Below are 26,185 nucleotides of genomic sequence, written 5' to 3' on the forward strand. Positions count from 1 at the left end.
GGGCAGGGACTATGGATTCTTTCTTTTCGAGCTATGTCTGGCCAGCGATCATCATGATCGGTCAGTCGCTGCTGCTTCTCGTCTGCCTGCTCGTCTTCATCGCCTACGTGCTGCTCGCCGACCGCAAGATCTGGGCGGCCGTGCAACTGCGCCGCGGCCCGAACGTCGTCGGTCCCTTCGGCCTGTTCCAGTCCTTCGCCGACCTTCTGAAATTCGTCTTCAAGGAGCCGATCATCCCGGCCGGCGCCAACAAGGCGGTCTTCCTGCTTGCTCCGCTGGTGACGGTGTTGCTCGCGCTGTCCACCTGGGCGGTGGTGCCGCTCGCCGACGGATGGGTGATTGCCAACATCAATGTCGGCATCCTCTATATCTTCGCGATCTCCTCGCTCGAAGTCTACGGCATCATCATGGGCGGCTGGGCTTCGAACTCGAAGTATCCCTTCCTCGGCGCGTTGCGTTCGGCCGCGCAGATGGTGTCTTATGAAGTCTCGATCGGCTTCGTCATCGTTACCGTGCTTCTCTGCGTCGGCTCGCTGAACCTGACCGATATCGTCAATGCGCAGCATACCGGCCTCGGCACCATGCTCGGCCTGCCGGCATCGTTCCTCGACTGGCACTGGCTGTCGCTGTTTCCGATGTTCATCATCTTCTTCATTTCGGCGCTCGCCGAGACGAACCGCCCGCCTTTCGACCTTCCGGAAGCCGAGTCGGAACTCGTCGCCGGCTTCATGGTCGAATACGGCTCCTCGCCGTACATGATGTTCATGCTCGGCGAATATGCGGCCGTCTGCCTGATGTGCTCGCTGACGACGATCCTCTTCCTCGGGGGCTGGCTGCCTCCGGTCGATATCTGGATCCTTAACTGGGTACCCGGCATCATCTGGTTCATGCTGAAGGCCTGCTTCGTGTTCTTCATGTTCGCGATGGTCAAGGCTTTCGTTCCCCGCTACCGCTACGACCAGCTCATGCGCCTCGGCTGGAAGGTCTTCCTGCCGCTATCGCTCGCCATGGTCATCATCGTTGCATTCGTGCTGAAGCTGATGGGATGGGCATGATGATGTCCGCTCTCGTTTCCGGCAAAATTGGAGGTTGAAGATGGCAAGCTTGTCCAGCTCCATCAACTCGCTGTTTCTCAAGGAATTCGTCGGCGCGTTCTTCCTGTCGATGCGTTATTTCTTCCGCCAGAAGGCGACGATCAACTATCCCTTCGAAAAGGGTCCGGTTTCCCCGCGTTTCCGGGGTGAGCATGCGCTGCGCCGTTATCCGAACGGCGAGGAACGCTGCATCGCCTGCAAGCTCTGCGAGGCGATCTGTCCTGCCCAGGCGATCACCATCGAAGCCGGTCCCCGCCGCAACGACGGCACGCGCCGCACGGTGCGCTACGACATCGACATGGTGAAGTGCATCTATTGCGGCTTCTGCCAGGAAGCTTGCCCTGTTGACGCGATCGTCGAAGGTCCGAATTTCGAATATGCGACGGAAACGCGCGAAGAGCTCTATTTCGACAAGGCGCGGCTTCTGGATAACGGAGACCGGTGGGAGCGCGAAATCGCCCGCAACATCGCGATCGATTCTCCGTACCGCTGATTGACGTTTTGAAATGCCGCGACGGAGCGTAAGTGCTCCCGACACGGTCAATATGCACAGGAGCTTTGCCGGCCAGCGCCGCGGAAAGCTCCATCGGGCAGGGAAACTCCCGGCTGCCCGGGGGAAGATGAAAAAGGCACCAACATGGGTCTGCAGGCTCTATTTTTCTATCTTTTCGCCTTTGTCGCGATAGCGTCGGCGTTCATGGTCATCTGGGCGAAGAACCCGGTTCACTCGGTTCTGTTCCTGATCCTGGTGTTCTTCAATGCGGCCGGCCTCTTCCTGCTGGCGGGTGCCGAATTCCTGGCGATGATCCTGCTCGTCGTCTATGTCGGCGCGGTCGCGGTTCTCTTCCTTTTCGTGGTGATGATGCTCGACATCGATTTCACCGAGCTTCGCGCCGGTGTTCTGGAGTATGCGCCGATCGGCGCGCTGATCGGAATCATTCTCGCAGCCGAGCTGATTGTCGTCATCGGCGGCAGCGTCATCTCGCCCGATATTGCCAAGTCCGTCGCCATGCCGATCCCGGCACTCAGCGAGCGCACCAATACGGCCGCCCTCGGCGACGTGCTCTACACCAACTACGTCTATTTCTTCCAGATCGCCGGTCTGGTGCTGCTGGTTGCCATGATCGGCGCCATCGTCCTGACGCTGCGGCACCGCACCAATATCAAGCGGCAGAACATCTCCAGGCAGGTTTCCCGCACGCCCGCCACCGCCGTCGAGGTGGTTTCGGTCAAGCCGGGGCAGGGCGTATAAAGGCAGGTCAAGGAACAAAGAACATGGTCATCGGACTTTCCCACTACCTGACGGTCAGCGCCATCCTCTTCACGCTCGGCGTCTTCGGCATCTTCCTGAACCGGAAGAACGTCATCGTCATCCTGATGTCGGTCGAACTGATCCTGCTTGCCGTCAACATCAATATGGTCGCCTTCTCCCATTTCCTGAACGACATCGTCGGCCAGGTCTTCGCGCTGTTCATCCTGACGGTCGCGGCTGCCGAGGCGGCGATCGGTCTTGCAATTCTCGTTGTCTTCTACCGCAACCGCGGCTCGATCGCGGTCGAAGACGTCAATATGATGAAGGGCTGAGTGGCTCATGTTCCTCTATAAGGCTATCGTCTTTCTTCCCCTGATCGGCGCAATCATCGCCGGCCTGTTCGGCCGCGCCATCGGCGCCAAGGCTTCGGAATATGTCACCAGCGGCCTGATGATCATCGCCGCCATCCTGTCCTGGTTCGTCTTCTTCACGGTCGGCATGGGCCACGCCGAAGGCGGCCCGATCAAGGTCGAGGTGCTGCGCTGGATCCAGTCCGGCGGCATCGACGTTTCCTGGTCGCTGCGTATCGATACGCTGACCTCCGTCATGCTGATCGTCGTCAACACGGTCTCGACGCTGGTTCACGTCTATTCGATCGGCTACATGCACACCGATCCGCATCGCCCGCGCTTCTTTGCCTATCTCTCTCTCTTCACCTTCGCCATGCTGATGCTGGTGACGGCGGATAACCTGGCCCAGATGTTCTTCGGCTGGGAAGGCGTCGGTCTCGCCTCCTATCTTCTGATCGGCTTCTGGTTCAAGAAGCCCTCGGCAACCGCTGCGGCAATGAAGGCCTTCATCGTCAACCGCGTCGGCGACTTCGGCTTCGTGCTGGGCATTGCCGGTGTCTTTGTGCTGTTCGGCTCGATTGGTTTCGACACGATCTTCGCCAATGCTTCGAACTTCGCTCCGCATGAAGGCGGCGGCGAGGCGAGCGAGGTGATCCTCAACCTCTTCGGCATGCAGCTCGACAAGGCGCATGCGCTGACCGGCATCTGCCTGCTGCTCTTCATGGGCGCGATGGGCAAGTCGGCCCAGTTCCTGCTCCACACCTGGCTGCCGGACGCCATGGAAGGCCCGACCCCGGTCTCGGCTCTCATCCATGCCGCAACCATGGTTACCGCCGGCGTCTTCCTTGTCGCCCGCATGTCACCGCTTTTCGAATTGTCGCCGGATGCACTGACCGTCGTTACCGTGATCGGTGCGATCACCGCCTTCTTCGCGGCGACCGTCGGTCTCGTGCAGAACGACATCAAGCGTGTCATCGCCTATTCCACCTGCTCGCAGCTCGGCTACATGTTCGTGGCGCTCGGGGTAGGGGCCTATGGCGCGGCGATCTTCCATCTCTTCACGCATGCCTTCTTCAAGGCTCTGCTCTTCCTTTGTGCCGGCTCGGTCATCCACGCCGTCGATGGCGAGCAGGACATGCGCTACATGGGTGGCCTGCGGCCGCACATCAAAGTGACCTTCTGGATGATGATCATCGGCACGCTGGCGATCACCGGCGTCGGCATTCCCTTCACGCCGATCGGCTTTGCCGGCTTCTTCTCCAAGGACGTGATCATCGAGGCGACCTATGCTTCGCACTCGCCGGTCTCAGGTTTCGCTTTCTCGCTGCTGGTCATCGCAGCTCTGTTCACCAGCTTCTATTCCTGGCGTCTGATCTTCATGACCTTCTTCGGCAAGCCGCGCGCTTCGCACGAGGTCATGCATCACGTTCACGAGTCGCCGCAGGTCATGCTGGTTCCGCTCTATTTGCTGGCGATCGGCGCGGTGCTTGCGGGCGTGATCTTCGAAGGCCGCTTCTACGGCGAAGAATATGCCGAGTTCTGGAAGGGTGCGCTCTTCACGGGTGCAGAAAACGAACTGGTGGAAGAATTCCACCATGTGCCGGCGCTGGTGGCGCTGAGCCCCTTCATCGCCATGGTGCTTGGCTTCGTTACCGCCTGGTACATGTATATCCGCTCGCCGCAGACGCCGCGCATCCTCGCCAAGCAGCACCGCGTGCTCTACCACTTCCTCTTGAACAAGTGGTACTTCGACGAGCTTTACGACTTCCTCTTCGTCCGTACGGCGCGGGCCCTTGGCCGCTTCCTGTGGAAAAAGGGTGACGTCGGAGTCATCGATACCTACGGCCCGAATGGTGTCGCCGCCCGCGTCGTCGCCGTCACCGACCGCGTGGTCCGTCTGCAGACCGGTTACCTCTATCACTATGCCTTCGCCATGCTGATCGGCATTGCGGCGCTCGTTACCTGGATGATGCTCGGGAGTTCCTTCTGATGACCGATTGGCCTATTCTTTCAACGGTCACCTTCCTGCCGCTCGTCGGTGTGGTGCTTCTGCTGCTGATGAACGGCGAGAGCGAAAGCGGCCGCAAGAACGTGCTGTGGATCTCGCTGATCACCACCGTCTTCACCTTCGTCGTCTCCCTCTTGATCTGGCTCGGCTTCGACAATGCCAATCCGGGTTTCCAGATGGTCGAGAAGCACAACTGGCTCGGCACCGGCATCGGCTATCATGTCGGCGTCGACGGCATCTCGATGCTGTTCGTCATCCTGTCGACCTTCCTCATGCCCTTCTGCGTGCTCGCAAGCTGGCTCTCGATCGAGAAGCGCCTGAAGGAATACATGATCGCCTTCCTCATCCTCGAAACGATGATGATCGGCGTTTTCGTCTCGCTCGATATCGTGCTCTTCTACGTCTTCTTCGAAGCGGGCCTCATTCCGATGTTCCTCATCATCGGCGTCTGGGGCGGCAAGGACCGCGTTTACGCGAGCTACAAGTTCTTCCTCTATACGCTGCTCGGCTCGGTGCTGATGCTGCTCGCCATCATGGCGATGTACTGGCAGGCCGGCACGACCGACATCACCGCGCTGCTTGCCTACAAGTTCCCGCCGGCGATGCAGACCTGGCTTTGGCTCGCCTTCTTCGCCTCCTTCGCGGTGAAGATGCCGATGTGGCCGGTCCATACCTGGCTTCCGGATGCCCACGTTCAGGCGCCGACGGCGGGGTCGGTCATCCTGGCCGGCGTGCTGCTGAAGCTCGGCGGCTACGGCCTCATCCGCTTCTCGCTCGGCATGTTCCCGGTTGCGTCCGATTATTTCGCGCCGTTCGTCTTCGCATTGTCCGTCATCGCCATCATCTACACCTCACTGGTGGCGATGATGCAGGACGACATCAAGAAGCTGATCGCCTATTCCTCGGTGGCGCACATGGGCTACGTGACCATGGGCATCTTCGCCGCCAACATGCAGGGCGTTCAGGGTTCGATCTTCCAGATGCTGTCGCATGGCATCGTCTCCGGCGCGCTGTTCCTCTGCGTTGGCGTCGTCTATGACCGTACCCATACCCGCGAGATCAACGCCTATGGCGGTCTCGTCAACAACATGCCGAAATATGCCGTCGCGATGATGGTCTTCACCATGGCCAATGTCGGGCTTCCCGGCACGTCGGGCTTCATCGGCGAATTCCTGACGCTGATCGGCGTCTTCCGGGTCAACACCTGGGTCGCGCTCTTTGCCGCCACCGGCGTCATCCTCTCGGCCGCCTATGCCCTGTGGCTTTACCGCCGGGTGATCTTCGGCGCGCTGGAGAAGGAAAAGCTGAAGACGCTGCTCGATCTTTCTCCCCGCGAGCAGCTGATCCTCTACCCGTTGATCGCGCTGACCATCTTCTTCGGCGTCTACCCGGCTCCGGTCTTCGATGCGACGGCCGCCTCGGTGGATCTGCTGGTCAACAACTACACGGCCGCCGTGCACGCAGCGCAGAATGTTGCGCTGTCTATGAATTGATGACGGGACTTATTGGACATGACCGCTGAAACAATCCTCCTCAGTCTGCATCTTTCCGCGCCGGAGCTCATCCTCGCGGTCGGCGCCCTTGTCCTGCTGATGGTCGGCGTCTTCTCGGGTGAGCGGTCAGGCCCCGTCGTCACCGGCCTTGCTATCGTCCTGCTCCTGGCCTCCGGCTTGTGGCTGCTCTTCGTTCCGGCGGAAGGCCTGGCCTATGGCGGCGTCTATATGGCCGACGGCTTCTCCCGCTTCATGAAGCTGGTGGCGCTCATCGGTTCGCTGGTCGCCCTGTTCATGACGATCGGCCACGCTAGGGAAAATCAGCTCGACAAGTTCGAGTTCCCGGTTCTCCTGGTGCTGGCGACCCTCGGCATCTTGCTGATGATCTCGGCCAACGATCTGATTTCGCTCTATCTCGCACTGGAACTGCAGTCGCTGGCGCTCTACGTCGTCGCTGCGATCAACCGCGACAGCCTGAAGTCCACCGAAGCCGGCCTGAAATATTTCGTCCTCGGCGCTCTGTCCTCGGGCATGCTGCTCTACGGCATGTCGCTGGTCTACGGCTTCACCGGTCACACCCATTTCTCGGAGATCGCCCAGGCGCTGTCCGTCGAGGGTGCGCGTTCGCTCGGCCTCGTCTTCGGTCTGGTCTTCATTCTTGCCGGTATCGCCTTCAAGATTTCGGCCGTTCCGTTCCACATGTGGACGCCCGATGTGTATGAAGGTGCTCCGACGCCGGTCACCGCCTTCTTTGCCGCAGCCCCCAAGGTTGCCGCCATGGCGATGATGACACGCATCGTCATCACCGCTTTCCAGCCTGTTCTGGCGGACTGGCAGCAGGTCGTCGTCTTCATCTCGATCGCCTCGATGCTGCTCGGCTCCTTTGCCGCGATCGGCCAGAAGAACATCAAGCGACTGATGGCCTATTCCTCGATCGGCCACATGGGTTACGCTCTGGTCGGTCTTGCCGCCGGCAATCAGACCGGTGTTTCCGGCGTCATGCTTTACATGGTCATCTACATGATCATGACGCTAGGCACCTTTGCGATCATCATGTCGATGCGCCGCAAGGACGGCACCGTCGTCGAGAATGTCGACGATCTCGCCGGCCTCTCGACCACCAACCCCTTCATGGCTGTGGTGCTGACGGCGCTGATGTTCTCGCTTGCCGGCATCCCGCCGCTCGCCGGCTTCTTCGCGAAATATTTCGTTTTCGTCGCCGCCATCGAGGCCAAGCTCTACGCGCTCGCCATCATCGGCGTTCTCGCCTCGGTCGTCGGCGCGTACTACTATCTGCGCGTCATCAAGCTGATGTGGTTCGATGAAGCGACCGGCGAATTCGCTCGTGTCTCCGGCTCGTTACGCCTGGTCTTCGGTCTCTCCGGCCTCTTCGTCACCGCCTATGTTCTGATCGGCGGACCGATCGGCGGCGCGGCAGCGCTTGCCGCCGCGACGCTCTTCTGATGTCCTCCGACGGACGGCGCCGGATATCGCTCGGCGATTTCCGGCACGAGGCTCTGTCGGAAACATCGTCTACCAATAGCGAATGCCTCGCCCGGGCTCGGGCGGGCGATGGCGGGAATCTCTGGGTAACCGCTGAGAGGCAGACCGGCGGCCGCGGCCGTCGCGGCCGGCTATGGGTTTCCGAGCGCGGCAATCTCTATGCCTCTCTTCTCCTGATCGACCCCGCGCCGATGGAGCGCCTCGGCTCCCTGCCGCTGGCCGTCGCCGTCGCCGTGCACCAGGCGATCCGCAGGGTGCTGCCCCCGGGCGCCGAGCCGCTCGAAGTCAAATGGCCGAACGACATTCTGATCGGTCGAAAGAAGACCTGCGGCATCCTCGTCGAAGGCGAGGGGCTGCCGGACGGGCGCTATGCGCTGATCGTCGGCATCGGCATCAATGTTTCGGTGATGCCCGATAATCCGCTCTATCCCGTCACCTGCCTGCGCGAGCAGGGGAGTGCGGCTTCTCCCGAGGAACTCTTTGCCCATCTCTTCGCTGCGATGGCCGATGTGCTCGATATATGGGATCAGGGCCGCGGCATCGTCGAGATCACGGAGCGCTGGCGCACTATCGCCTGTGGCATCGGCGAAAAGATCACGGTCAATTTACCGGACCGGTCGATTTCCGGACAATTCGCCGGGATTGATGATAATGGCTTGTTGATGCTCGATACCGGCGCTGGCAGGATGATGTCTATTGCCGCCGGTGATGTGTTTTTTGGATAGCGGAAAAAACGAAAATTATGGCGAAACAGGACGAATTGGTATTCCTGCCTCTGGGCGGCGTTGGCGAGATCGGCATGAATCTCGCTCTTTACGGCTACGGCCCGCCCGAGCATCGCCAGTGGATCATGGTCGATTGCGGCGTCACCTTTCCTGGCCCCGACCTGCCGGGCGTCGACCTCGTGCTGCCCGATATCCGCTTCCTCGCCAGTGAGCGCAAGAACCTCAAGGCGATCATCATCACCCATGCCCATGAAGACCATTATGGCGCGCTTGCCGATCTCTGGCCGGGTCTCAACGTGCCGGTCTTCGCCTCGGCCTTTACCTCAGGTCTGCTCGAAGCCAAGCGCAATTTCGAGAAGGCAACGATTGGTGAAGTGCCGGTGACGCCGTTCAAGGCGGGCGACACGATCAATGTCGGCCCCTTCAGCATCGAGGGTGTGGCCGTCAACCATTCGATCCCCGAGCCGATGTCGCTGATGATCCGCACGCCGGCCGGCAATGTCATCCACACCGGCGACTGGAAGATCGACCACGAGCCTTCTCTCGGACCGCTGACTGATGAGACGCGCTTCCGCCAGCTCGGCGACGAGGGTGTGCTGGCGCTGATGTGCGATTCCACCAATGCCCTGCGCGACGGTGTCTCGCCCTCCGAAAAGGATGTGTCGGAAAGCCTGCGCAAGATCATCGAGGATGCCGAGGGCCGGGTTGCTATCACCACCTTCTCGTCGAATGTCGGGCGTATCCGCACCGTCGCCGAGGCTGCTGAGGCGGCCGGCCGCGAAGTGCTGCTGCTCGGCAGCTCGCTGAAGCGCGTCGTCGATGTTGCCCAGGATATCGGCCTGATGGAAGGCGTGAAGCCTTTCATTTCCGAGGAGGAATACGGCTATATCCCGCGCGACAAGGTCGTCGTCATCCTGACCGGCAGCCAGGGCGAGGCGCGCGCAGCCCTTGCCAAGCTTTCCCGTGACGAGATGCGCAATGTGGCGTTTGCGGCCGGCGATATCGTCGTCTTCTCCTCGCGCGCCATTCCCGGCAACGAGAAGGCGATCCAGGACATCAAGAACGGCCTCGTCGAACAGGGTGTGCACATCATCACCGACACCGAGGCGCTGGTCCACGTTTCCGGCCATCCCCGCCGCAACGAATTGCAGAGGATGTACGAGTGGACGCGGCCGAAGATCGTCGTCCCCGTCCACGGCGAAGCGACGCATCTGACGGCCCACAAGGAGCTTGCCGAACAATCCGGTATTGCGATCGTGCCGCGCGTGCGCAACGGCGATATCTTGCGGCTGGCGCCCGGTCCCGTCGAGGTGATCGGCGAGGCGCCGCATGGCCGCATCTACAAGGATGGTATGCTGATCGGCGATTTCGACGAGATGGGCATCGGCGAGCGCAAGAAGCTCTCCTATGTCGGCCATGTCGCCGTCAGCATCGTGCTCGATGCGCGCTATGACATCATCGGCGATCCCGATCTCGTTTCGATCGGCCTGCCTGTTTATGACGACGAGGGCGATGAGATGGAAGATACGCTCTACGACGCGGCGATCGGCGCCATCGAAAGCATTCCGCGAGCCCGCCGCAAGGATATCGACATGCTGCAGGAAGCCGTGCGCCGCGCCGTCCGCGCCGCCGCGAACCAAACCTGGGGCAAGAAGCCTGTCGTTACCGCCTTCGTCACCAAGGTCTGAGCATGCTCGGCCGGGTGAACCATATCGCCATTGCCGTTCCTGATCTCGCCGCGGCGACGGCCACCTATCGCGATACGCTGGGTGCTGCCGTTTCTGAGCCGCAGGCCCTCCCGGAGCACGGCGTCACCGTCGTCTTCGTCGAATTGCCGAACACCAAGGTCGAATTGCTGCAGCCGCTCGGCGACGCCTCGCCGATCGCGGCTTTCCTCGAAAAGAACCCCGCCGGCGGCATGCACCACATCTGCTACGAGGTGGAGGATATCCTTCTCGCTCGTGACCGGCTGGTCGAGGCAGGTGCAAGAGTGCTCGGCGATGGCCAGCCGAAGACCGGCGCGCACGGCAAGCCGGTGCTCTTCCTGCACCCCAAGGATTTCTTCGGCACGCTGATCGAACTCGAATAGGCCTGAGCGCTGCGGCAGAGTGACCTAACAGTGGTCAAACATTTCCTTCGCTTTGAGTTGGCCGCCATTCCGACGTATAAGGATGCTTCAGGGCAATTCCAGCAGCAATGCGCTGGGCTTGCGTCTTGAGTTGCGCAAAGACTGCGGTGCCGAACCGGCATGAATGGGAACCATGATGCTCCAGATTTTTCTCCAGGGATTTGCTGTCTATTTCATCATTTGGTGGATGACACTCTTCGCGGTCCTGCCGATCGGCCTGCGCACCCAGGCTGAGCATAATGATGTGGTGCTTGGCACCGTTCCGAGCGCACCGACCCGTTTTCGCGCCGGCTTTGTCTTTTCTCTGACGACGCTGGTTTCGGCTGTGATCTACGGCGCCTGGTATGTTTCCGACACCTATTTCGGCTGGGGCTTCGATGCTCTTCCACAATTCGGGCCGAGCTTCTATTAGGAAGCGGCTTTTGCTCAAAGTTTGAGCAGATGTAAATTCGGCAGACGGTATACCGTCATACCGATGTCATATTGTTACGGCAAAGAGCTTCCGTAACGTAATGAGGCCTGCTTTCTTATGAAGGAGAGGGGCTTTTAGGAAACGGAAGAAGCCGAAAAACCAAAAAAAAACAAGGCTAAAAGCCTTGTTTTAAGTATCGCGTGATCTGTAACCGTTGCCGGGGCTGCGACGAGCGCGCCTAAGATCTGATCCTCCCAAGACTTGACCGCGAAATGGCAAGAATTAACTTCCTTGCCTGTTTTGTGAGCTAAAGCTAGCTCAAACATTGGGCTTTGTCATTACCTTTTTTTGCATTTTTGCTACACCCTAGCAAAATTTTTCTGTTGACAAGATTTTCGTTCAAGTCCTTATAAACACGCGCTTTTTTATGCCCGTTCATTTTGCGGGTGCGAACATGCGCGTGCGGGAGGTTTCCAAGGTCCGTTGCGGGTTTCCTTCCTGCCGCGAAGCGGCTATGAACGCTCCCGACATTAACAATTGTCTTCGATTCCGCTTTTCCGCGGGATCTCAACTGTCCGGAATCCGCCATGCGTCTGTCCCGTTATTTCTTGCCCATCCTCAAGGAAAACCCCAAGGAGGCGGAAATCGTCTCCCACCGGCTGATGTTGCGCGCCGGCATGATCCGCCAGCAGTCACAGGGCATTTATTCCTGGCTGCCGCTCGGCAAGCGCGTGCTCGACAAGGTCAACGCCATCATCCGTGAGGAGCAGAACCGCGCCGGTGCCATCGAGCTGTCGATGCCGACCCTGCAATCGGCCGAGCTCTGGCAGGAAAGCGGCCGCTACGATGCCTACGGCAAGGAGATGCTGCGCATCAAGGACCGCCAGGATCGGCCGATGCTCTACGGTCCCACCAACGAGGAGATGGTGACGGATATTTTCCGTTCTTCCGTCAAGTCCTACAAAGACCTGCCGCTCAACCTCTACCACATCCAGCTGAAGTTCCGTGACGAGATCCGCCCGCGCTTCGGCACCATGCGCTCGCGCGAATTCATGATGAAGGACGCTTATTCCTTCGATCTGACGCGCGAAGGGGCCGAGCATTCCTATAACAAGATGTTCGCCGCCTACCTCAGAACCTTCGATCGGCTCGGCCTGCGCGCCATCCCGATGCGCGCCGATACCGGCCCGATCGGCGGCAATCTCAGCCATGAATTCATCATCCTCGCCGACACCGGCGAATCCGAGGTCTTCTGCCATAAGGACTTCGTCGGTTTCGATATTCCTGGCGACAACACCGATTTCGACAGCGTCGAGGGTCTGAAGTCGATCTTCGACAAGTGGACCTCGCTCTATGCGGCGACCTCGGAAATGCACGACGAGGCGGCCTTTAACGCCGTTCCCGAAGGCGACCGCCTGTCGGCGCGCGGCATCGAGGTTGGCCACATCTTCTATTTCGGCACGAAATATTCCGAGGCGATGGGCGCGAAAGTGCAGGGGCCTGACGGCAAGGAACACTTCGTTCACATGGGTTCCTACGGTATCGGCCCGACACGCCTTGTTCCCGCCATCATCGAAGCATCGCATGATGACAACGGAATCATCTGGCCGGCGTCGGTCGCGCCCTTCGATGCCGTCGTGATCAACATGAAGGCGGGCGATCAGGCCTGTGACGATACCTGCGAGCTGATCTATGCCGCGCTGACCAAGGCCGGCAAGGACGTGCTCTACGACGATACCGACGACCGGGCCGGCACGAAGTTCGCGACTGCCGACCTGATCGGCGTGCCCGTCCAGATCATCGCCGGCCCGCGCGCGGTCGCGAACGGCGAAGTGGAGGTAAAGGACCGCAAGACCGGTGCCCGCGAAACGATGACCATCGAAGCGGCAATCAACAGGTTCGTGGCTTAAGGAAACGGAGGCGAAATGGCAGAGGCAGCAGTGGACCGGAGTTCAACATCCGGCTTGGGTCCGGCTGGCAAGCCATTTTCCACCTTCGAACGTCTCGTCGCCTGGCGTTATCTGCGCGCCCGGCGCAAGGAAGCCTTCATCTCGGTCATCGCCGGCTTCTCCTTCGTCGGCATCATGCTGGGTGTCGCGACGCTGATCATCGTCATGGCTGTCATGAACGGCTTCCGCACCGAGCTGGTCTCGCGCATCCTCGGCATCAACGGTCATATGATCGTCCAGCCGTCCGATGGCCCCTTCACCGATTATGCCGACCTCGCCAGCAGGCTGGCTGCCGTGCCGGGCGTCAAGATGGCTCTGCCGCTGGTTGAAGGCCAGGTTCTCGCCTCCGCCCAGGCCGGCGGCAGCACCGGCGCGCTGGTGCGCGGCGTCCGCGCCGAGGACCTGACCAAACTCAAGGCGGTCTCGGAGAATATTAAACCTGGCGACATGGTGGGGTTTGCCTCCGGCCAGGGAGTGTTGATCGGTACCGGCATGGCCAACCAGCTCGGCCTGAGCGTCGGCGACCTGATTACGCTGACGTCACCGGATGGTGACATTACGCCGATGGGCGTCAGCCCGCGCGTCAAGTCCTACAAAATCTCCGGCCTCTTCGAGATCGGCATGTCGGAATATGATTCCTCGATCATCTTCATGCCGCTGGAAGAATCGCAGCTCTTTTTCAATGCCGAGGGGTTGGTGCAGTCGATAGAGCTTTTCGTCGATCACCCCGACGATATCGACACGCTGAAACCCAAGGTCGTGGAGGCGGCAGGTCGCCAGATCAACCTGACCGACTGGCGCCAGCGCAACCAGACCTTCTTTTCGGCGCTGCAGGTCGAGCGCAACGTCATGTTCATGATCCTGACGCTGATCGTGCTGGTGGCGGCGCTGAACATCATCTCCGGCCTCATCATGCTAGTGAAAGACAAGGGCAGCGATATTGCCATCCTGCGCACGATGGGCGCCAGCGCCGGTGCGATCATGCGCATCTTCTTCATGACCGGGGCGGCGATCGGTATCGTCGGCACCATTGCCGGCGTGCTGCTCGGCGTGCTCGTCTGCGTCAACATCGAATCCATCCGTCAGTTTTTCTCGTGGGTCTCGGGCGAAGTAATCTTCAATCCGCAGGTCTATTTCCTCAGTCAGCTGCCGGCGGAGATGGATCTCAGCGAAACGATCTCGATCGTCGTCATGGCACTGACGCTCTCTTTCATCGCGACCATCTTCCCGGCCTGGCGCGCCTCCAGGCTCGATCCGGTGCAGGCCCTGCGCTACGAATAAGGAATGCCGCCTTCATGAAACGCAACGTCGTTCTCAAGCTTACCGGCGTCGAGCGCCATTACGGGCAGGGCGATACGCTGCTCCCGATCCTGAAGGGCGCGGATTTTTCGATGTCGAAGGGCGAGATCGTCGCTCTCGTCGCTCCCTCCGGCACCGGCAAATCGACGCTGCTACATATCGCCGGTCTGCTGGAGCATCCCGACGGCGGTGAAGTCAACATCAACGGCCATGCCTGTGATGGCCTGAGCGATGAGAAACGCACCGCGATCCGCCGTAGCGAAATCGGCTTCGTCTACCAGTTCCACCACCTGCTGCCGGAATTTTCCGCACTTGAGAACATCATGATGCCGCAACTGATCGCCGGGCTGTCCTGGAAGGAAGCCGGAGAGCGGGCCGGCCAGCTTCTCGATTACATGCGCATCGGCCACCGAGGCGCCCATCGCCCTGGCGAACTTTCCGGCGGCGAACAGCAGCGCGTCGCAATCGCCCGCGCCGTCGCCAATGCGCCGACCCTGCTTCTGGCCGACGAGCCGACCGGCAATCTAGACCCGGAAACGGCAAGCTACGTCTTCGATGCGCTGGAGGCGCTGGTGCGCCAGTCGGGCCTTGCAGCTCTCATCGCCACCCACAACCACGAGCTTGCCCGGCGCATGGATCGGCGCGTGACGATCTCCGACGGGAAGATCGTCGACTTCTGAGTCTGGGATCAAGGGATGACCAGCCCGCCGCGATAATCGAGAACATAGGATTTTCGGCCGTCGACCATGATGCATTCATGGCCGCTGAAGCGGTCGCAGCCGCCTTCGCTGCGGTCGATATAGCGGCCGAGCGGATGATCGAATTCCATGCCGCCGAGAAACCGGCCTTGCCGATACATTGCCGAGAGAGCTGCCCTGATCACCGTCCCGGCCGCGCTCCCATCGATGAGGTCAGGGGCGATGACGCAGCCGAAATAGTTCATCGCCCATACGGGTTCGTCGCCGAACCACACCACCTCCTGTCCGGCGAAATCGGTGCTGCCGAAATAGCTGTCGAGATAGCGCCAGTCGCCGCGTTCGTATCCGATATCGTGAGAGCCCGGCCGGCAGGGCAGGCGAGGCACACCATCGCCGACATAGGTGGCGGCCTTGGCCTCTACGATGAAGTTGTTCAGCATCGTGGTGTCGAGCATTGTCGTCTTCCCCTGACTCATCCGTTATGCATGTAACACGGCAGAGAGAACATAAGAAGAACAAAATCGCGAGTGAGGTCGCAGCTGTCAGATGATCAGCGCGGACCGGTTTTCAGTCGAGACACCGAGCCGGTTGACGAGGGCACTCTCACACCAGGGCTGAGCAAAGCTGATTCGCACGCGCCTCACGGGATTTTTTCAAACGCAAGCATGAAGGAAAAGATTCCTGTTGACATCAGAACATAGATGGAACAAATTAAAAACATAACGAGTAAAGGAGAGCCAAATGACTGACATGATCCGTGATATCGCAGCATTCACCTCCATCGCAATGTTCGTTGCCAGCTTCTCGCTGATCGTCATCGCCATCTAAAGTTTTCAGGGGATCGCATGGCAGCCATGCGGTCCGGACGCGGGACTTCTTCTGGACATCATCGCCCTCAATGCCGACAATGCGTCCGATTCATTCGGGTGATTGGGAAGGCATGTCATGGCGGAAACGGCAAAAGGTTCTACGGCTGAGGCGACCGGCGGCACGCCGGGCTTCATCCACCTGAGGGTCCACTCCGCCTATTCGCTCCTCGAGGGCGCGCTGCCTCTCAAGAAGATCCTCTACAAGGCGACCGGCGACAGCCAGCCGGCGATCGCCATAACCGATACCAACAATCTGTTCATCGCACTGGAATTCTCTCAGAAGGCGATGGACGAGGGCCTGCAGCCGATCATCGGCTGCCAGGTCTCGATCGACATGGAAGACGGGCTGGAAACGGAAAAGCGCGGCGGCCAGCAGGCGCTGATCAAGCTGCCGTCGATCGTTCTTCTCGCCGCTACGGAGGCCGGTTACGAACGGCTGGTCGATCTCGTCAGTCGCGCCTATCTCGGCGGCGAGGGCAATCAGGCCATCCATATCCGCGCGTCATGGCTGGAGGAGGCGGGCACCGAGGGGCTGATCGCCCTGACCGGTGCGCTCACCGGACCGGTCGACGCGGCGATTAAGGAAGGCCATGCCGCCCAGGCGGAAGCTCGACTGCTCATGCTGAAGCGCCTCTTCGGCGACAGGCTCTATGTCGAGCTGCAGCGCCACGGCACCTATGACAAGCGGCATGAACAGAAGATCGTCGGGCTTGCCTATGCGCACGACTTGCCGCTGGTGGCGACCAACGAGGCCTTCTTCCCGACGCGCGACGATTACGATGCCCATGATGCGCTGATGGCGGTCGCGCACAACGCCATCGTTTCCGACGACAGCCGCTTTCGCCTGACCCCGGATCATTATCTGAAAAGCCGCGCCGAGATGGCCAAGCTTTTTGCCGACCTGCCGGAAGCGCTGGAGAATACGATCGAGATCGCCAGGCGCTGCTCCTTCGTGCTGAAGACGCGGAAGCCGATCCTGCCGCGCTTCACCGGCGCCACCGACGATGCCGAGGAGGCCGAGCGCGCCGAGGCCGGCGAATTGCGCCGCCAGGCGGTCGAAGGGCTCGATATGCGGCTTGCCACGCTCGGCATGTCGCCGGGCTACGAAGAAAAGGATTATCGCGAGCGACTGGAATTCGAGCTCAGCGTCATTGAGCGCATGCGCTTTCCCGGCTACTTCCTCATCGTCGCCGACTTCATCAAATGGGCCAAGCAGCATGACATTCCGGTCGGGCCGGGCCGCGGTTCGGGCGCAGGTTCTCTGGTCGCCTATGCATTGACGATCACCGACGTCGATCCGCTACGCTTCTCGCTGCTCTTCGAGCGCTTCCTCAATCCGGAACGTGTTTCGATGCCGGACTTCGACATCGACTTCTGTCAGGACCGCCGCGAAGAAGTGATCCGCTACGTCCAGGCCAAATATGGCCGCGAGCAGGTGGCGCAGATCATCACCTTCGGTTCGCTGCAGGCGCGCGCAGCGCTGCGCGATGTCGGCCGCGTGCTCGAAATGCCCTATGGCCAGGTCGACAAGATCTGCAAGCTGGTGCCGAACAACCCGGCCAATCCGACGCCGCTCTCCAAGGCGATCGAGGAAGAGCCGAAGCTGCAGGAAGAGGCGGCAAAGGAGCCGGTGGTCGCGCGCCTTCTCGACATTGCCCAGAAGATCGAGGGACTTTACCGCCATGCCTCGACGCATGCCGCCGGCATCGTCATCGGCGACCGGCCGCTTTCCAAGCTCGTACCGATGTATCGCGATCCGCGCTCCGACATGCCGGTTACCCAGTTCAACATGAAGTGGGTGGAGCAGGCTGGCCTCGTCAAGTTCGACTTCCTCGGACTGAAGACGTTGACGGTCTTGAAGGTCGCGGTCGATTTCGTCGCCAAGCGGGGCATCAATGTCGATCTCGCCTCCATTCCTCTCGATGACAAACCGACCTACGAGATGCTGTCGCGCGGCGAAACGGTCGGCGTGTTCCAGGTGGAAAGCGCGGGCATGCGCAAGGCGCTGATCGGCATGAAGCCGGACTGCATCGAGGACATCATTGCGCTGGTGGCGCTCTATCGTCCGGGCCCGATGGAGAACATCCCTACCTACAACGCCCGCAAGCACGGTGACGAAGAGCTGGAATCGATCCATCCGATGATCGACCACCTGCTCAAAGAAACCCAGGGGGTCATCGTCTATCAGGAACAGGTGATGCAGATCGCCCAGGTCCTGTCCGGTTATTCGCTCGGAGAAGCCGATCTTTTGCGCCGCGCCATGGGTAAGAAGATCAAGGCCGAAATGGACCAGCAGCGCGAACGCTTTGTCGATGGCGCCGTCAAGAACGGCGTATCGAAGCCGCAAGCCGACAATATCTTCGAACTGCTGGCGAAGTTCGCCAATTACGGCTTCAACAAGTCGCATGCCGCCGCCTACGCCATCGTCTCCTACCAGACGGCCTATATGAAGGCGCATTATCCGGTCGAATTCCTCGCCGCCTCAATGACCCTCGACATGTCCAACACGGAAAAGGTCAATGATTTCCGTCAGGACGCCAAGCGTCTCGGCATCGAGGTGATCGCCCCTTCGGTGCAGACCTCCTTCCGCCATTTCGAAACCGGCGACAACCGCATCTATTATGCGCTCGCCGCCCTCAAGGGTGTCGGCGAATCCGCCGTCGACCATGTCGTCGAGGTGCGGGGCGATAAGCCCTTTGCCAGCATCGAGGATTTCTGCCTGCGCATCGATCCGCGCCAGGTGAACCGCCGCGTGCTCGAAAGCCTGATCTATGCCGGCGCCTTCGATTGCTTCGGCACGGACCGCGCGCAGCTGGCAGCCGGCCTCGACCGTGTCCTCGGTTACGCCCAGCGCGCCCAGGAAAACAAGCTGAGCGGCCAGTCGGATATTTTCGGCAGCACGCTGACGTCAGGGCCGGAGAAGATCTCTCTGCCGCCCTATTCACCCTGGCTGGCTTCGGAGCGGCTGCTCAAGGAATTCCAGGTGCTGGGCTTCTATCTGACCGCCCACCCGCTCGATTCCTACAACAACATCCTGCAGAAGATGCGCGTGCAAACATTCGCCGAGTTCTCGTCCGCCATCAAGCAGGGCGCCACCAATGCGCGCCTTGCCGGAACCGTCATCTCGAAGCAGGAGCGCAAGACCCGCACCGGCAACAAGATGGGTATCATCGTCTTTTCGGATTCGTCGGGCCAGTTCGAGGCCGTGCTGTTTTCGGAGATGCTGAACCAGTATCGCGACATACTGGAATCGGGAAAATCCTTCCTGCTGACGGCGACCGGGGAGGAGCGGCCGGAGGGTATCGGTTTGCGCATCCAGACGATCCAGTCGCTGGAGGAAAAGTCGCTGCAGATGCAGAAGGCGCTGCGCGTCTATGTCAGAGATTCCGGGCCGCTGAAAATGGTGGCCGGCCATCTCAACGCCAAGGGCGACGGCCTCGTTTCCTTCATCGTCATCAAGGAAGAGGGCAAACGCGAGGTGGAAGTGGCGCTGCCGGAGAAATACCGCATCACGCCTGAGATCGCCGCCGCTCTTCGCGCCGCTCCGGGAGTGGTGGACGTCGAACTTGTTTGATCAGCCCCGGGTGATCGTGATGAAATTCGTGCCTTCGCCGGTCTCTGTGCCGCGGCCGGTATCGGAGATCGTCAGCGTCGAGCCCGGCGCGATCAGCGCGTCGATCTTGCTGCGGGTCTCCTCGGGGATCTCGATGCGGCTGAGCGAGCGGGCAATCGGTCGGCCCGTGACGATCGAGCTTTCCTGATTGGTGATGCCGAGCCGTTTCATCGTCTCTCGTGACAGGTTGTTCGTGAGCGTCACGCCGAGCCATTCTGCCGTTCCGGCCGTCTCGTCGACCGCATGCAGCGTGAAGAAATGCGTGCCGAGCGCCAGCCCAGGATCGGCGATCGTGACCGGGGCTTCGAAGATCGGCTTGAATGCCCGCCGCACCATGATGACGCCGTTCGGCGGCGCGCCCTTGCCGGCGGCAGCATAGACGGCCGTGAGCAGCGTGTCGGAGATGAGGTTCCTGTCACCGGCAAATTCCGCCGGCCGCAGCGTCTTGAAGGCCTTGATCGCTTGCACGGTCGTCGGCCCGAGCAGCCCGTCGGGATCACCGGCGGAAAAGCCGAGCTGGTTGAGAAGGGTCTGGATGTCGATCACCGTCTCGCGCAGCGTGCGGCGGGTGATCAGCATGCTGATCGGCTCGGATGGCGGCTCGGCCTTCGGCGATGCAGCCGGCATCGGTATCGCCGCCGTATCGTTCATCGCCACCTGCACCGGCATTTGCGGGCTGACAGGCATTGCAGGCCGCAGCTCGACGTCGGAAAGCAACGGCATCGCCGCCGGCATATCCGGATGGAAAAGAGTGGGATGGTCGATCGGCTGCGGCGCCAATTCGCCGTCGCTGATAATGACCGGGATACCGGTGCCGGTCATGCCGTAGAGCATTTTTGCAAAAGCCCCGGGCATGCGCACGCAGCCATGTGAGGCCGGATAACGCGGCACCGAATTGGATTCGTGCAGCGCGATGCCGGACCATGTCAGCCGCTGCATGAAGGGCATCGGCGCGTTCGAATAGATGTTGGATTCGTGATATCTCTGCTTTTCGAGCACCGAGAAGATGCCGCTCGGCGTCGTGTGGCCGTCCTTGCCGGTCGAGACCTTCGAGGTCGCGACGACCTCGGTGCCGTCATAGACCGCAAGCGACTGCTTGCTCTTCGAAACGAAGATCTGCAGCGTGCGTGCATCCGCGGCAAAAGCAGGGTGCACGAGTGCTGTGGCCGACAGCAAGCCGAGGCCCAAGGCGAGACGCGAGAACATGATACCCAACCATACGCAATACTGGTCCGGCACATTACGGGACGAAGTTTAAGGAAGATTTTATAGGCTGGATGGCGAGCTGAGCTCACAGCCTCTCTTTGTTTTGACGCATGTCGTTACCCCGGAACCGTTCAAACTTCCAGGCGACATGCATCAGTGATCGCGCTTGGCGCTGCCGAACGTATAGCCGGTCTCGACCGTGCTCTTGCCGAACTTGTCGCGCAGCTTGTCCATCGCTGCTTCGGCGGCCGCTCGCCGGCCGGATTGTCGGTCGATCAGATCCGGTGGGTCGGCGCGGGCGCTATCGCCGAGATCGGTGACGCCGATGCCGAGCAGGCGGAACTTCGTACCATCAGTCTCTTTTTCAAGAAGCTCGAGCCCTATGCGGAAGATCCTGTCGGCAAGCTGGGTCGGGTCTTCGAGCTTGCGGTTGCGCGTGCGTATCTTGAAGTCGGCGCTCTTCAGCTTCAGGACAACGGTCTGGCCGGCAATATCGTTTTTCTTCAGCCGCCATGAGACCTTTTCGGAAAGGTTGCGCAGGATCGGCACTAGATCGTCATAACGTGAAATGTCGTCGAAGAAGGTCGTTTCGGCTGAGACGCTCTTGGCCGCATCGTTGAGATGCACCTCGCGGTCGTCAACGCCGCGCGACAGCCGGGCGAGCCGCTGGCCGATGCTGCCGTAGCGGCGCATCAGGTCGTTCTCCTCCATCTGCTGCAACTGTCCGATCGTGCGAATCCCATCCGCCTCCAGTGTCGCCGCAAAGGCCTTGCCGACGCCCCAGATGGTGGTGACGGGACGCGGCGCCAGGAATTCCACCGCTTCTTCCTGGCCGATGACGGAAAAGCCGCGCGGTTTCTGCAGATCGGAAGCGACCTTGGCGAGGAATTTGCAATAGGAAAGCCCGACCGAAACGGTGATGCCGATCTCTTTTTCGACGCGGCGGGCGAATTTGGCAAGCGTCCGCGCCGGCGGATCGTGATGCAGCCTCTCCGTGCCGCCAAGCTCCAGGAAGGCCTCGTCGATCGACAGCGGCTGCACCAGCGGCGTCAGGTCCTGCATCATCGCCCGCACCTGGCGCCCGACCCGGACATATTTCTCCATGTCGGGGCGGATGACGATCGCCTCGGGACACGCCTCCAGTGCCTTGAACATCGGCATCGCCGAACGTACGCCATGGATGCGGGCGATATAGCAGGCGGTGGAGACGACACCGCGTTTGCCGCCGCCGATGATCACCGGCTTGTCGGCAAGTTCGGGATTGTCGCGTTTTTCGACCGCCGCGTAGAAGGCGTCGCAGTCGATATGGGCAAGCGTCAAGGCGTAGAGTTCGCGATGGCGCATGAGACGGGGGCTGCCGCAGGACACACAACGGCGCGCTTCGCCCTTCTGCTCGGCAAGGCAGTCGCGACAGAAGCCGGGTGTCTTGTCAGGGGCGGATGTCATCATGAGAACAAAGATTGAACGTGGCGACGTTACGCCTTAAGCTTACGAGTCTCAAGAGAGGCCGGAGCTTTGCCTTTGGATAACGATCTTTGTTTCGAGCCGGTAACGGCAGAGCGCTGGGGCGATTTCGAAATCCTGTTCGGGCCGCAGGGCGCCTTCTATAATTGCTGGTGCGTCGCGCTACGCCTTCCGCATGCGGTGAAGACGAAAATGTCGGCCTACGAGCGCAAGGCGTATATCCGGGACCGGATCCACGCAGGCCCGCCGCCGGGCATTCTCTGTTATGCCGATGGTGCGCCGGTCGCCTGGGTGCAGGTCGGGCCGCGCTACGACGTGCCACAGTTCAATTCGCCGCGCACCGTCTCGCGGCCGCTGGAGGAGGGCGACGCGCATGATCCATCGATCTGGGCCATCAGCTGTTTCTTCCTGCTGCCGAAACTCCGAGGCAAGGGATTAAGCCATCGCCTGCTCGCCGGCGCGATCGACCATGCGCGGCGCCACGGCGCACGGCTCCTCGAAGCCTGCCCGATCGATCATGTGAAGCAGTCGAAATCCGTGACACTCTGCATCGGCTCGACGGCGATCTTCGATGCAGCCGGTTTCGAGACGGTGGCAAGGCGCAAGGATGGCCGTCCGCTCATGCGGCTGGAGCTGCGCGATTGAGCGTGCCGGAAAGGAAATGCGCCTCGATGAGTGCGGCCGCATGGGTCCAGTCGGTGGCCCGGGTGATGTCATCGGCCGCTGCCGGTGCGAAACGGTGGACGGGTGAACTCGGCATCAGGTGAATGAGCAGGCAATCGGCGACGTGATCCCTGACGGAATGCAGGTTGCGCGCCATATCATCGATGAAGACGACGGGAAGGGAGCGGCTGGCATGCAATGCGTGAACGATCGGTCCTTTGGGCTGTTCGCTGGCAAGCAGCGGAAAGAGAAGACCTATTCTGTCGAGCAGTCGTCGGCGCTGATCCTGAAACCGCGGCGGCATCGCCGTCAGGAAAAGGATGTCGGCCTCTTGCGAAAGCCGATCGAGCGTCTCGACGACCTGATCGAGCGGCGTCTGCCACAGCTCCTGCGCGTCGAAGAATTCTTCGATCAGCCGGCTGACATGCTGGTCCTCGATCTCCGCGCCATTGGCCATCGAGACGATGTTGCCGTGGAGACGGAACGATCGCGGCAGAAATTCATGGCCCAGGCTTTGAAGGAACAACTGGAAAGGGCCGATGAACTGCAGCACGACATCGTCGACGTCGCAGACGATCAGCGGCCGTTCGCCGAGGCGGATATGCGAGATGTCGATTTCCGCTGCGCCGATCACCGTCAATACTCTCCGGAATCGAGGCCGGGCGAGGAAAAATGCCGCCAGGCGGCGGTCACCGCCTCCGGGCTGATGCCACTCGCCGTGCAGAAGGCCATCGCCGTCGGTTCGTGGTTCAACAGGAAATCCATCAAGCCGGCGAGAAATCCCGGATCGTTGACGGCGCCCCGCACTTGGGCAGGGGCCACACCGGTGAGCGCGAGGAAGCGGCCGAACATCTCGGGGTCGTCGGCAAGCCAGCCGAGAACGGCGATCGCCGTCTCGTGCGGGTCGGCGGCTTGTTGTTTCGAGGTCTTGAAGTTGCTTTGCATTTCGAGGGGTAAGTTACCTTTTCTTCAACCAAATACCGGTAGCGTGCGCTATCGGTTTCACGGAGCTATTTGTCCGCATGTGCATTTCTCATGGGACGAACGACTGCGCGAACGGACGTAGGGACAGCTTGTCATGCCCAAACAGGTGATGATTGTAGAAGATAACGAGCTCAACATGAAGCTCTTTCGCGACCTGATCGAGGCGTCTGGCTATACCACGATTCAGACGAGAAACGGCATGGAGGCGCTCGATCTGGCGCGCAAGCATCGCCCTGACCTCATCCTCATGGATATCCAGCTTCCCGAGGTCTCCGGCCTGGAAGTCACCAAATGGCTCAAGGAAGACGACGAGCTGCACGTGATTCCCGTGATCGCCGTCACCGCTTTCGCGATGAAGGGCGACGAGGAGCGGATCCGCCAGGGCGGCTGCGAGGCTTATGTTTCCAAGCCGATCTCGGTTCCGAAATTCATCGAGACGATCAAGACCTATCTGGGCGATGCCTGACGCATCGGAAAGACCGTTATGACTGCGCGAATACTGGTGGTTGACGATATTCCGGCCAACGTGAAGCTGCTTGAAGCGCGGCTGCTGGCGGAATATTTCGACGTGATGACCGCAGCCGACGGCTACGAGGCCCTGGCGATCTGCGAGCGCAACCAAGTCGATCTGATCCTGCTCGACATCATGATGCCCGGGATCGACGGTTTCGAGGTCTGCGAGCGGCTGAAGGCCAGCCAGAGAACCGCCCATATTCCCGTCGTCATGGTCACCGCGCTCGACCAACCCGCCGATCGCGTGCGCGGCCTGAAGGCCGGCGCCGATGATTTTCTGACCAAGCCGGTCAACGACCTGCAGCTGATCTCGCGGGTAAAGAGCCTGCTTCGGCTGAAGACCTTGAGCGATGAACTGCGCATCCGCGCCAATACCGCCCATACGATGGGCATGGACGACCTGATGCGGGGAGGCGAGAGCCGCGCCGACGAGGCCGGCCAGGTGCTTCTCGTCGACGGCCGCGCCAATTCGCAGGAGCGCATCGTCAAAGCGCTGAAGCCCGTCGCCGACGTGATTGCCCTTTCTGATCCGCAGGCTGCCCTCTTCGAGGCGGCCGAAAACGCGTTCGATCTCGTCATCGTCAACGCCAATTTCGACGATTACGATCCGCTTCGCCTCTGCTCGCAACTGCGTTCGCTGGAACGCACGCGCTTTCTGCCGATCCTGATCATCACCGAGCAGGGCGCCGACGAGATGGTCGTTCGCGCGCTCGATCTCGGCGTCAACGACTACATCATCCGCCCGGTCGATCCCAATGAGTTGGTGGCCCGCAGCCTGACGCAGATCCGTCGCAAGCGCTACAACGACCGCCTGCGCAACAGCGTCAAACAGACGATCGAGCTTGCCGTGACCGATCCGCTGACCGGTCTCTACAACAGGCGCTACCTCGATAATCACCTGAACGTGCTTTTCAACCGTTCGATGGCGCGTGGCCGGCCGCTCTCGGTGCTGATCACCGATATCGACCGCTTCAAGCAGGTGAACGACACCTACGGTCATGATGGCGGCGATGAGGTGCTGCGGGAATTCGCAAACCGCGTGCGCTCGACCATTCGCGGCGCCGATCTCGCCTGCCGCTATGGCGGCGAGGAATTCGTCGTCGTGATGCCCGATACCTCGCCGGAAATTGCCGCTGCCGTCGCCGAGCGTCTGCGTGCGGCGGTCGAAAGCGCGCCCTTCCTGCTGAAACATTCCGGTCAGGCGCTGAACGTCACCGCTTCCTTCGGCATATCCTCACGTATTGCAGCCGTCTTGACCCCTGATCAGCTGATGAAGCAGGCGGATCTGGCTCTCTACGAGGCCAAGAATACAGGCCGCAATCGCGTGGTCGCCGCAGCCGCCTGACGAATCATTTGCCGCCTTAGCCGCGCTTTACGGGTTTTCCACTGCGGTAAGCAAATTGTTACCGATTTTTAATCCCGGCCGGGAAAAGGCAGGGTGAAAAATTTGCAACTCAATAGCCCAAAAATGGACAGCCTGCGTTGCTGTGATGTGCTGGCGCGCGATAGTTTTTGAAACCGTCCGTTCATCGCTGCTGATGAATTAGAAACTATAAAAATTAGCGGGTGCCAACAAGGCTAAATAGAGTGACAGGGCGTCACCTCACGTAAGGGGAGCGGCGGCGTAAGTTATTATCTTATATTGCCGAATTTCTTCGGGAACGTGAGCGTTGCGCTCTAAAGTCAAGCAGAGCCAATGATTCTTTGTATGTTCCAAAACTGGACTTTTAACCATAGAATCAGACTCAGATTTTTTACCATTAAGAATTTGTTGATTTTCTTTCATTTTTGCGCAAATTATCGCTCATAAGAGAAGCGCTCCCGTGGAGGAGTTGTCGATACCCCATGATGCTCAGGTCCGCCGCATCTCCTGGGTCGTGGGGTCGGTCGGCTAGTAGGCAAGCTATAGCGGTTCCTCGTGCCGTTTTGCATGCTGGCCGACCCCCTTTCAATAAAACGCCG

General features: G+C 60.4%; 23 protein-coding genes. 18 read left to right on the forward strand and 5 right to left on the reverse strand.

Annotation, left to right across the window (positions count from 1 at the left end; all coding sequences use genetic code 11):
- Positions 1 to 11 precede the first annotated feature (11 nt).
- From nuoH to ATY76_RS24340, 14 genes are all read left to right on the forward strand, one after another.
- Positions 12 to 1,055: an NADH-quinone oxidoreductase subunit NuoH gene (gene nuoH / locus ATY76_RS24275; RefSeq protein ID WP_088677238.1), complete on the forward strand. Its 1,044-nt coding sequence runs from the start codon at positions 12 to 14 to the stop codon at positions 1,053 to 1,055.
- A 40-nt stretch (positions 1,056 to 1,095) separates the two neighbouring features.
- Positions 1,096 to 1,587: an NADH-quinone oxidoreductase subunit NuoI gene (nuoI, locus tag ATY76_RS24280; RefSeq protein ID WP_088677239.1), complete on the forward strand. Its 492-nt coding sequence runs from the start codon at positions 1,096 to 1,098 to the stop codon at positions 1,585 to 1,587.
- Positions 1,588 to 1,731: 144 nt separating this feature from the next.
- On the forward strand, positions 1,732 to 2,346 hold the full coding sequence (locus ATY76_RS24285) for an NADH-quinone oxidoreductase subunit J (protein WP_088677240.1): 615 nt from the start codon (positions 1,732 to 1,734) through the stop codon (positions 2,344 to 2,346).
- Positions 2,347 to 2,369: 23 nt separating this feature from the next.
- Positions 2,370 to 2,678, forward strand: coding sequence for an NADH-quinone oxidoreductase subunit NuoK (gene nuoK / locus ATY76_RS24290; RefSeq protein ID WP_010066755.1), 309 nt, complete (start codon positions 2,370 to 2,372; stop codon positions 2,676 to 2,678).
- A gap of 7 nt (positions 2,679 to 2,685) precedes the next feature.
- Entirely contained in the window at positions 2,686 to 4,686 is a 2,001-nt protein-coding gene (nuoL, locus tag ATY76_RS24295) for an NADH-quinone oxidoreductase subunit L (RefSeq protein ID WP_088677241.1), read from the forward strand.
- Entirely contained in the window at positions 4,686 to 6,197 is a 1,512-nt protein-coding gene (locus ATY76_RS24300) for an NADH-quinone oxidoreductase subunit M (protein ID WP_088677242.1), read from the forward strand. The genes nuoL and ATY76_RS24300 overlap by 1 nt, the downstream gene beginning before the upstream one ends.
- Before the next feature lie 18 nt (positions 6,198 to 6,215).
- Positions 6,216 to 7,661, forward strand: coding sequence for an NADH-quinone oxidoreductase subunit NuoN (gene nuoN, locus ATY76_RS24305; RefSeq protein ID WP_088677243.1), 1,446 nt, complete (start codon positions 6,216 to 6,218; stop codon positions 7,659 to 7,661).
- On the forward strand, positions 7,661 to 8,425 hold the full coding sequence (locus tag ATY76_RS24310) for a biotin--[acetyl-CoA-carboxylase] ligase (RefSeq protein WP_088677244.1): 765 nt from the start codon (positions 7,661 to 7,663) through the stop codon (positions 8,423 to 8,425). The genes nuoN and ATY76_RS24310 overlap by 1 nt, the downstream gene beginning before the upstream one ends.
- A gap of 17 nt (positions 8,426 to 8,442) precedes the next feature.
- A complete protein-coding gene (locus ATY76_RS24315; RefSeq protein ID WP_088677245.1) occupies positions 8,443 to 10,113 on the forward strand; it encodes a ribonuclease J in 1,671 nt (556 codons plus the stop codon).
- 2 nt (positions 10,114 to 10,115) lie between these two features.
- Complete coding sequence (mce, locus tag ATY76_RS24320) at positions 10,116 to 10,514, forward strand: methylmalonyl-CoA epimerase (RefSeq protein ID WP_088677246.1); 399 nt, start codon at positions 10,116 to 10,118, stop codon at positions 10,512 to 10,514.
- Positions 10,515 to 10,689: 175 nt separating this feature from the next.
- Entirely contained in the window at positions 10,690 to 10,965 is a 276-nt protein-coding gene (locus tag ATY76_RS24325; protein WP_088677372.1) for a DUF1467 family protein, read from the forward strand.
- Between the two features lie 587 nt (positions 10,966 to 11,552).
- Positions 11,553 to 12,875 carry a proline--tRNA ligase gene (gene proS / locus ATY76_RS24330; RefSeq protein ID WP_088677247.1) on the forward strand — a complete coding sequence of 441 codons (1,323 nt, stop codon included), beginning with the start codon at positions 11,553 to 11,555 and terminating at the stop codon, positions 12,873 to 12,875.
- A 15-nt stretch (positions 12,876 to 12,890) separates the two neighbouring features.
- The gene (locus tag ATY76_RS24335; RefSeq protein ID WP_088677248.1) at positions 12,891 to 14,195 is read left to right on the forward strand and encodes a lipoprotein-releasing ABC transporter permease subunit; all 1,305 of its coding nucleotides are present in this window, start codon (positions 12,891 to 12,893) and stop codon (positions 14,193 to 14,195) included.
- A 14-nt stretch (positions 14,196 to 14,209) separates the two neighbouring features.
- On the forward strand, positions 14,210 to 14,893 hold the full coding sequence (locus tag ATY76_RS24340) for an ABC transporter ATP-binding protein (RefSeq protein ID WP_088677249.1): 684 nt from the start codon (positions 14,210 to 14,212) through the stop codon (positions 14,891 to 14,893).
- An 8-nt stretch (positions 14,894 to 14,901) separates the two neighbouring features.
- Here the strand turns inward: ATY76_RS24340 and ATY76_RS24345 are convergent, their stop codons facing one another.
- Positions 14,902 to 15,366 carry a DUF5680 domain-containing protein gene (locus tag ATY76_RS24345; protein ID WP_088677250.1) on the reverse strand — a complete coding sequence of 155 codons (465 nt, stop codon included), beginning with the start codon at positions 15,364 to 15,366 and terminating at the stop codon, positions 14,902 to 14,904.
- 490 nt (positions 15,367 to 15,856) lie between these two features.
- Here ATY76_RS24345 and dnaE point away from each other — a divergent pair, with 490 nt between their 5' ends.
- On the forward strand, positions 15,857 to 19,354 hold the full coding sequence (gene dnaE, locus ATY76_RS24350) for a DNA polymerase III subunit alpha (protein WP_088677251.1): 3,498 nt from the start codon (positions 15,857 to 15,859) through the stop codon (positions 19,352 to 19,354).
- Here the strand turns inward: dnaE and ATY76_RS24355 are convergent, their stop codons facing one another.
- Complete coding sequence (locus tag ATY76_RS24355) at positions 19,355 to 20,599, reverse strand: L,D-transpeptidase family protein (protein WP_088677252.1); 1,245 nt, start codon at positions 20,597 to 20,599, stop codon at positions 19,355 to 19,357.
- Positions 20,600 to 20,752: 153 nt separating this feature from the next.
- The gene (locus ATY76_RS24360) at positions 20,753 to 22,045 is read right to left on the reverse strand and encodes a DNA polymerase IV (protein ID WP_088677373.1); all 1,293 of its coding nucleotides are present in this window, start codon (positions 22,043 to 22,045) and stop codon (positions 20,753 to 20,755) included.
- 75 nt (positions 22,046 to 22,120) lie between these two features.
- Between ATY76_RS24360 and ATY76_RS24365 the strand changes: the two genes are divergently transcribed.
- The gene (locus ATY76_RS24365; RefSeq protein WP_088677253.1) at positions 22,121 to 22,708 is read left to right on the forward strand and encodes a GNAT family N-acetyltransferase; all 588 of its coding nucleotides are present in this window, start codon (positions 22,121 to 22,123) and stop codon (positions 22,706 to 22,708) included.
- Here ATY76_RS24365 and ATY76_RS24370 read toward each other — a convergent pair.
- Entirely contained in the window at positions 22,683 to 23,357 is a 675-nt protein-coding gene (locus ATY76_RS24370) for a hypothetical protein (RefSeq protein WP_088677374.1), read from the reverse strand. The two genes, ATY76_RS24365 and ATY76_RS24370, sit on opposite strands and share 26 nt — an antisense overlap.
- A gap of 5 nt (positions 23,358 to 23,362) precedes the next feature.
- Positions 23,363 to 23,671 carry a DUF3572 domain-containing protein gene (locus tag ATY76_RS24375; protein WP_088677254.1) on the reverse strand — a complete coding sequence of 103 codons (309 nt, stop codon included), beginning with the start codon at positions 23,669 to 23,671 and terminating at the stop codon, positions 23,363 to 23,365.
- Positions 23,672 to 23,804: 133 nt separating this feature from the next.
- On the opposite strand from ATY76_RS24375, the gene ATY76_RS24380 reads away from it, so the two are divergent.
- Both ATY76_RS24380 and ATY76_RS24385 read left to right on the forward strand, forming a co-directional pair.
- Positions 23,805 to 24,176: a response regulator gene (locus ATY76_RS24380; protein WP_003547430.1), complete on the forward strand. Its 372-nt coding sequence runs from the start codon at positions 23,805 to 23,807 to the stop codon at positions 24,174 to 24,176.
- An 18-nt stretch (positions 24,177 to 24,194) separates the two neighbouring features.
- Positions 24,195 to 25,568 carry a PleD family two-component system response regulator gene (locus ATY76_RS24385; protein WP_088677255.1) on the forward strand — a complete coding sequence of 458 codons (1,374 nt, stop codon included), beginning with the start codon at positions 24,195 to 24,197 and terminating at the stop codon, positions 25,566 to 25,568.
- Positions 25,569 to 26,185: the final 617 nt, after the last annotated feature.

The organism is Rhizobium sp. R339 (assembly GCF_002211395.1).
Lineage (GTDB): Bacteria > Pseudomonadota > Alphaproteobacteria > Rhizobiales > Rhizobiaceae > Rhizobium.

Excerpts from the sequence above, each read along its gene's own strand:
- nuoN (WP_088677243.1), top strand. The coding sequence starts at position 6,216 with ATGACCGCTGAAACAATCCTCCTCAGTCTGCATCTTTCCGCGCCGGAG.
- dnaE (WP_088677251.1), top strand. The coding sequence starts at position 15,857 with ATGGCGGAAACGGCAAAAGGTTCTACGGCTGAGGCGACCGGCGGCACG.
- ATY76_RS24360 (WP_088677373.1), bottom strand. The coding sequence starts at position 22,045 with ATGACATCCGCCCCTGACAAGACACCCGGCTTCTGTCGCGACTGCCTT.
- nuoH (WP_088677238.1), top strand. The coding sequence starts at position 12 with ATGGATTCTTTCTTTTCGAGCTATGTCTGGCCAGCGATCATCATGATC.
- mce (WP_088677246.1), top strand. The coding sequence starts at position 10,116 with ATGCTCGGCCGGGTGAACCATATCGCCATTGCCGTTCCTGATCTCGCC.
- ATY76_RS24310 (WP_088677244.1), top strand. The coding sequence starts at position 7,661 with ATGTCCTCCGACGGACGGCGCCGGATATCGCTCGGCGATTTCCGGCAC.
- ATY76_RS24345 (WP_088677250.1), bottom strand. The coding sequence starts at position 15,366 with ATGCTCGACACCACGATGCTGAACAACTTCATCGTAGAGGCCAAGGCC.
- ATY76_RS24335 (WP_088677248.1), top strand. The coding sequence starts at position 12,891 with ATGGCAGAGGCAGCAGTGGACCGGAGTTCAACATCCGGCTTGGGTCCG.
- nuoK (WP_010066755.1), top strand. The coding sequence starts at position 2,370 with ATGGTCATCGGACTTTCCCACTACCTGACGGTCAGCGCCATCCTCTTC.
- ATY76_RS24340 (WP_088677249.1), top strand. The coding sequence starts at position 14,210 with ATGAAACGCAACGTCGTTCTCAAGCTTACCGGCGTCGAGCGCCATTAC.
- ATY76_RS24300 (WP_088677242.1), top strand. The coding sequence starts at position 4,686 with ATGACCGATTGGCCTATTCTTTCAACGGTCACCTTCCTGCCGCTCGTC.
- ATY76_RS24385 (WP_088677255.1), top strand. The coding sequence starts at position 24,195 with ATGACTGCGCGAATACTGGTGGTTGACGATATTCCGGCCAACGTGAAG.
- ATY76_RS24380 (WP_003547430.1), top strand. The coding sequence starts at position 23,805 with ATGCCCAAACAGGTGATGATTGTAGAAGATAACGAGCTCAACATGAAG.
- ATY76_RS24355 (WP_088677252.1), bottom strand. The coding sequence starts at position 20,599 with ATGTTCTCGCGTCTCGCCTTGGGCCTCGGCTTGCTGTCGGCCACAGCA.
- ATY76_RS24325 (WP_088677372.1), top strand. The coding sequence starts at position 10,690 with ATGCTCCAGATTTTTCTCCAGGGATTTGCTGTCTATTTCATCATTTGG.
- ATY76_RS24375 (WP_088677254.1), bottom strand. The coding sequence starts at position 23,671 with ATGCAAAGCAACTTCAAGACCTCGAAACAACAAGCCGCCGACCCGCAC.
- nuoL (WP_088677241.1), top strand. The coding sequence starts at position 2,686 with ATGTTCCTCTATAAGGCTATCGTCTTTCTTCCCCTGATCGGCGCAATC.
- ATY76_RS24315 (WP_088677245.1), top strand. The coding sequence starts at position 8,443 with ATGGCGAAACAGGACGAATTGGTATTCCTGCCTCTGGGCGGCGTTGGC.
- ATY76_RS24285 (WP_088677240.1), top strand. The coding sequence starts at position 1,732 with ATGGGTCTGCAGGCTCTATTTTTCTATCTTTTCGCCTTTGTCGCGATA.
- nuoI (WP_088677239.1), top strand. The coding sequence starts at position 1,096 with ATGGCAAGCTTGTCCAGCTCCATCAACTCGCTGTTTCTCAAGGAATTC.
- proS (WP_088677247.1), top strand. The coding sequence starts at position 11,553 with ATGCGTCTGTCCCGTTATTTCTTGCCCATCCTCAAGGAAAACCCCAAG.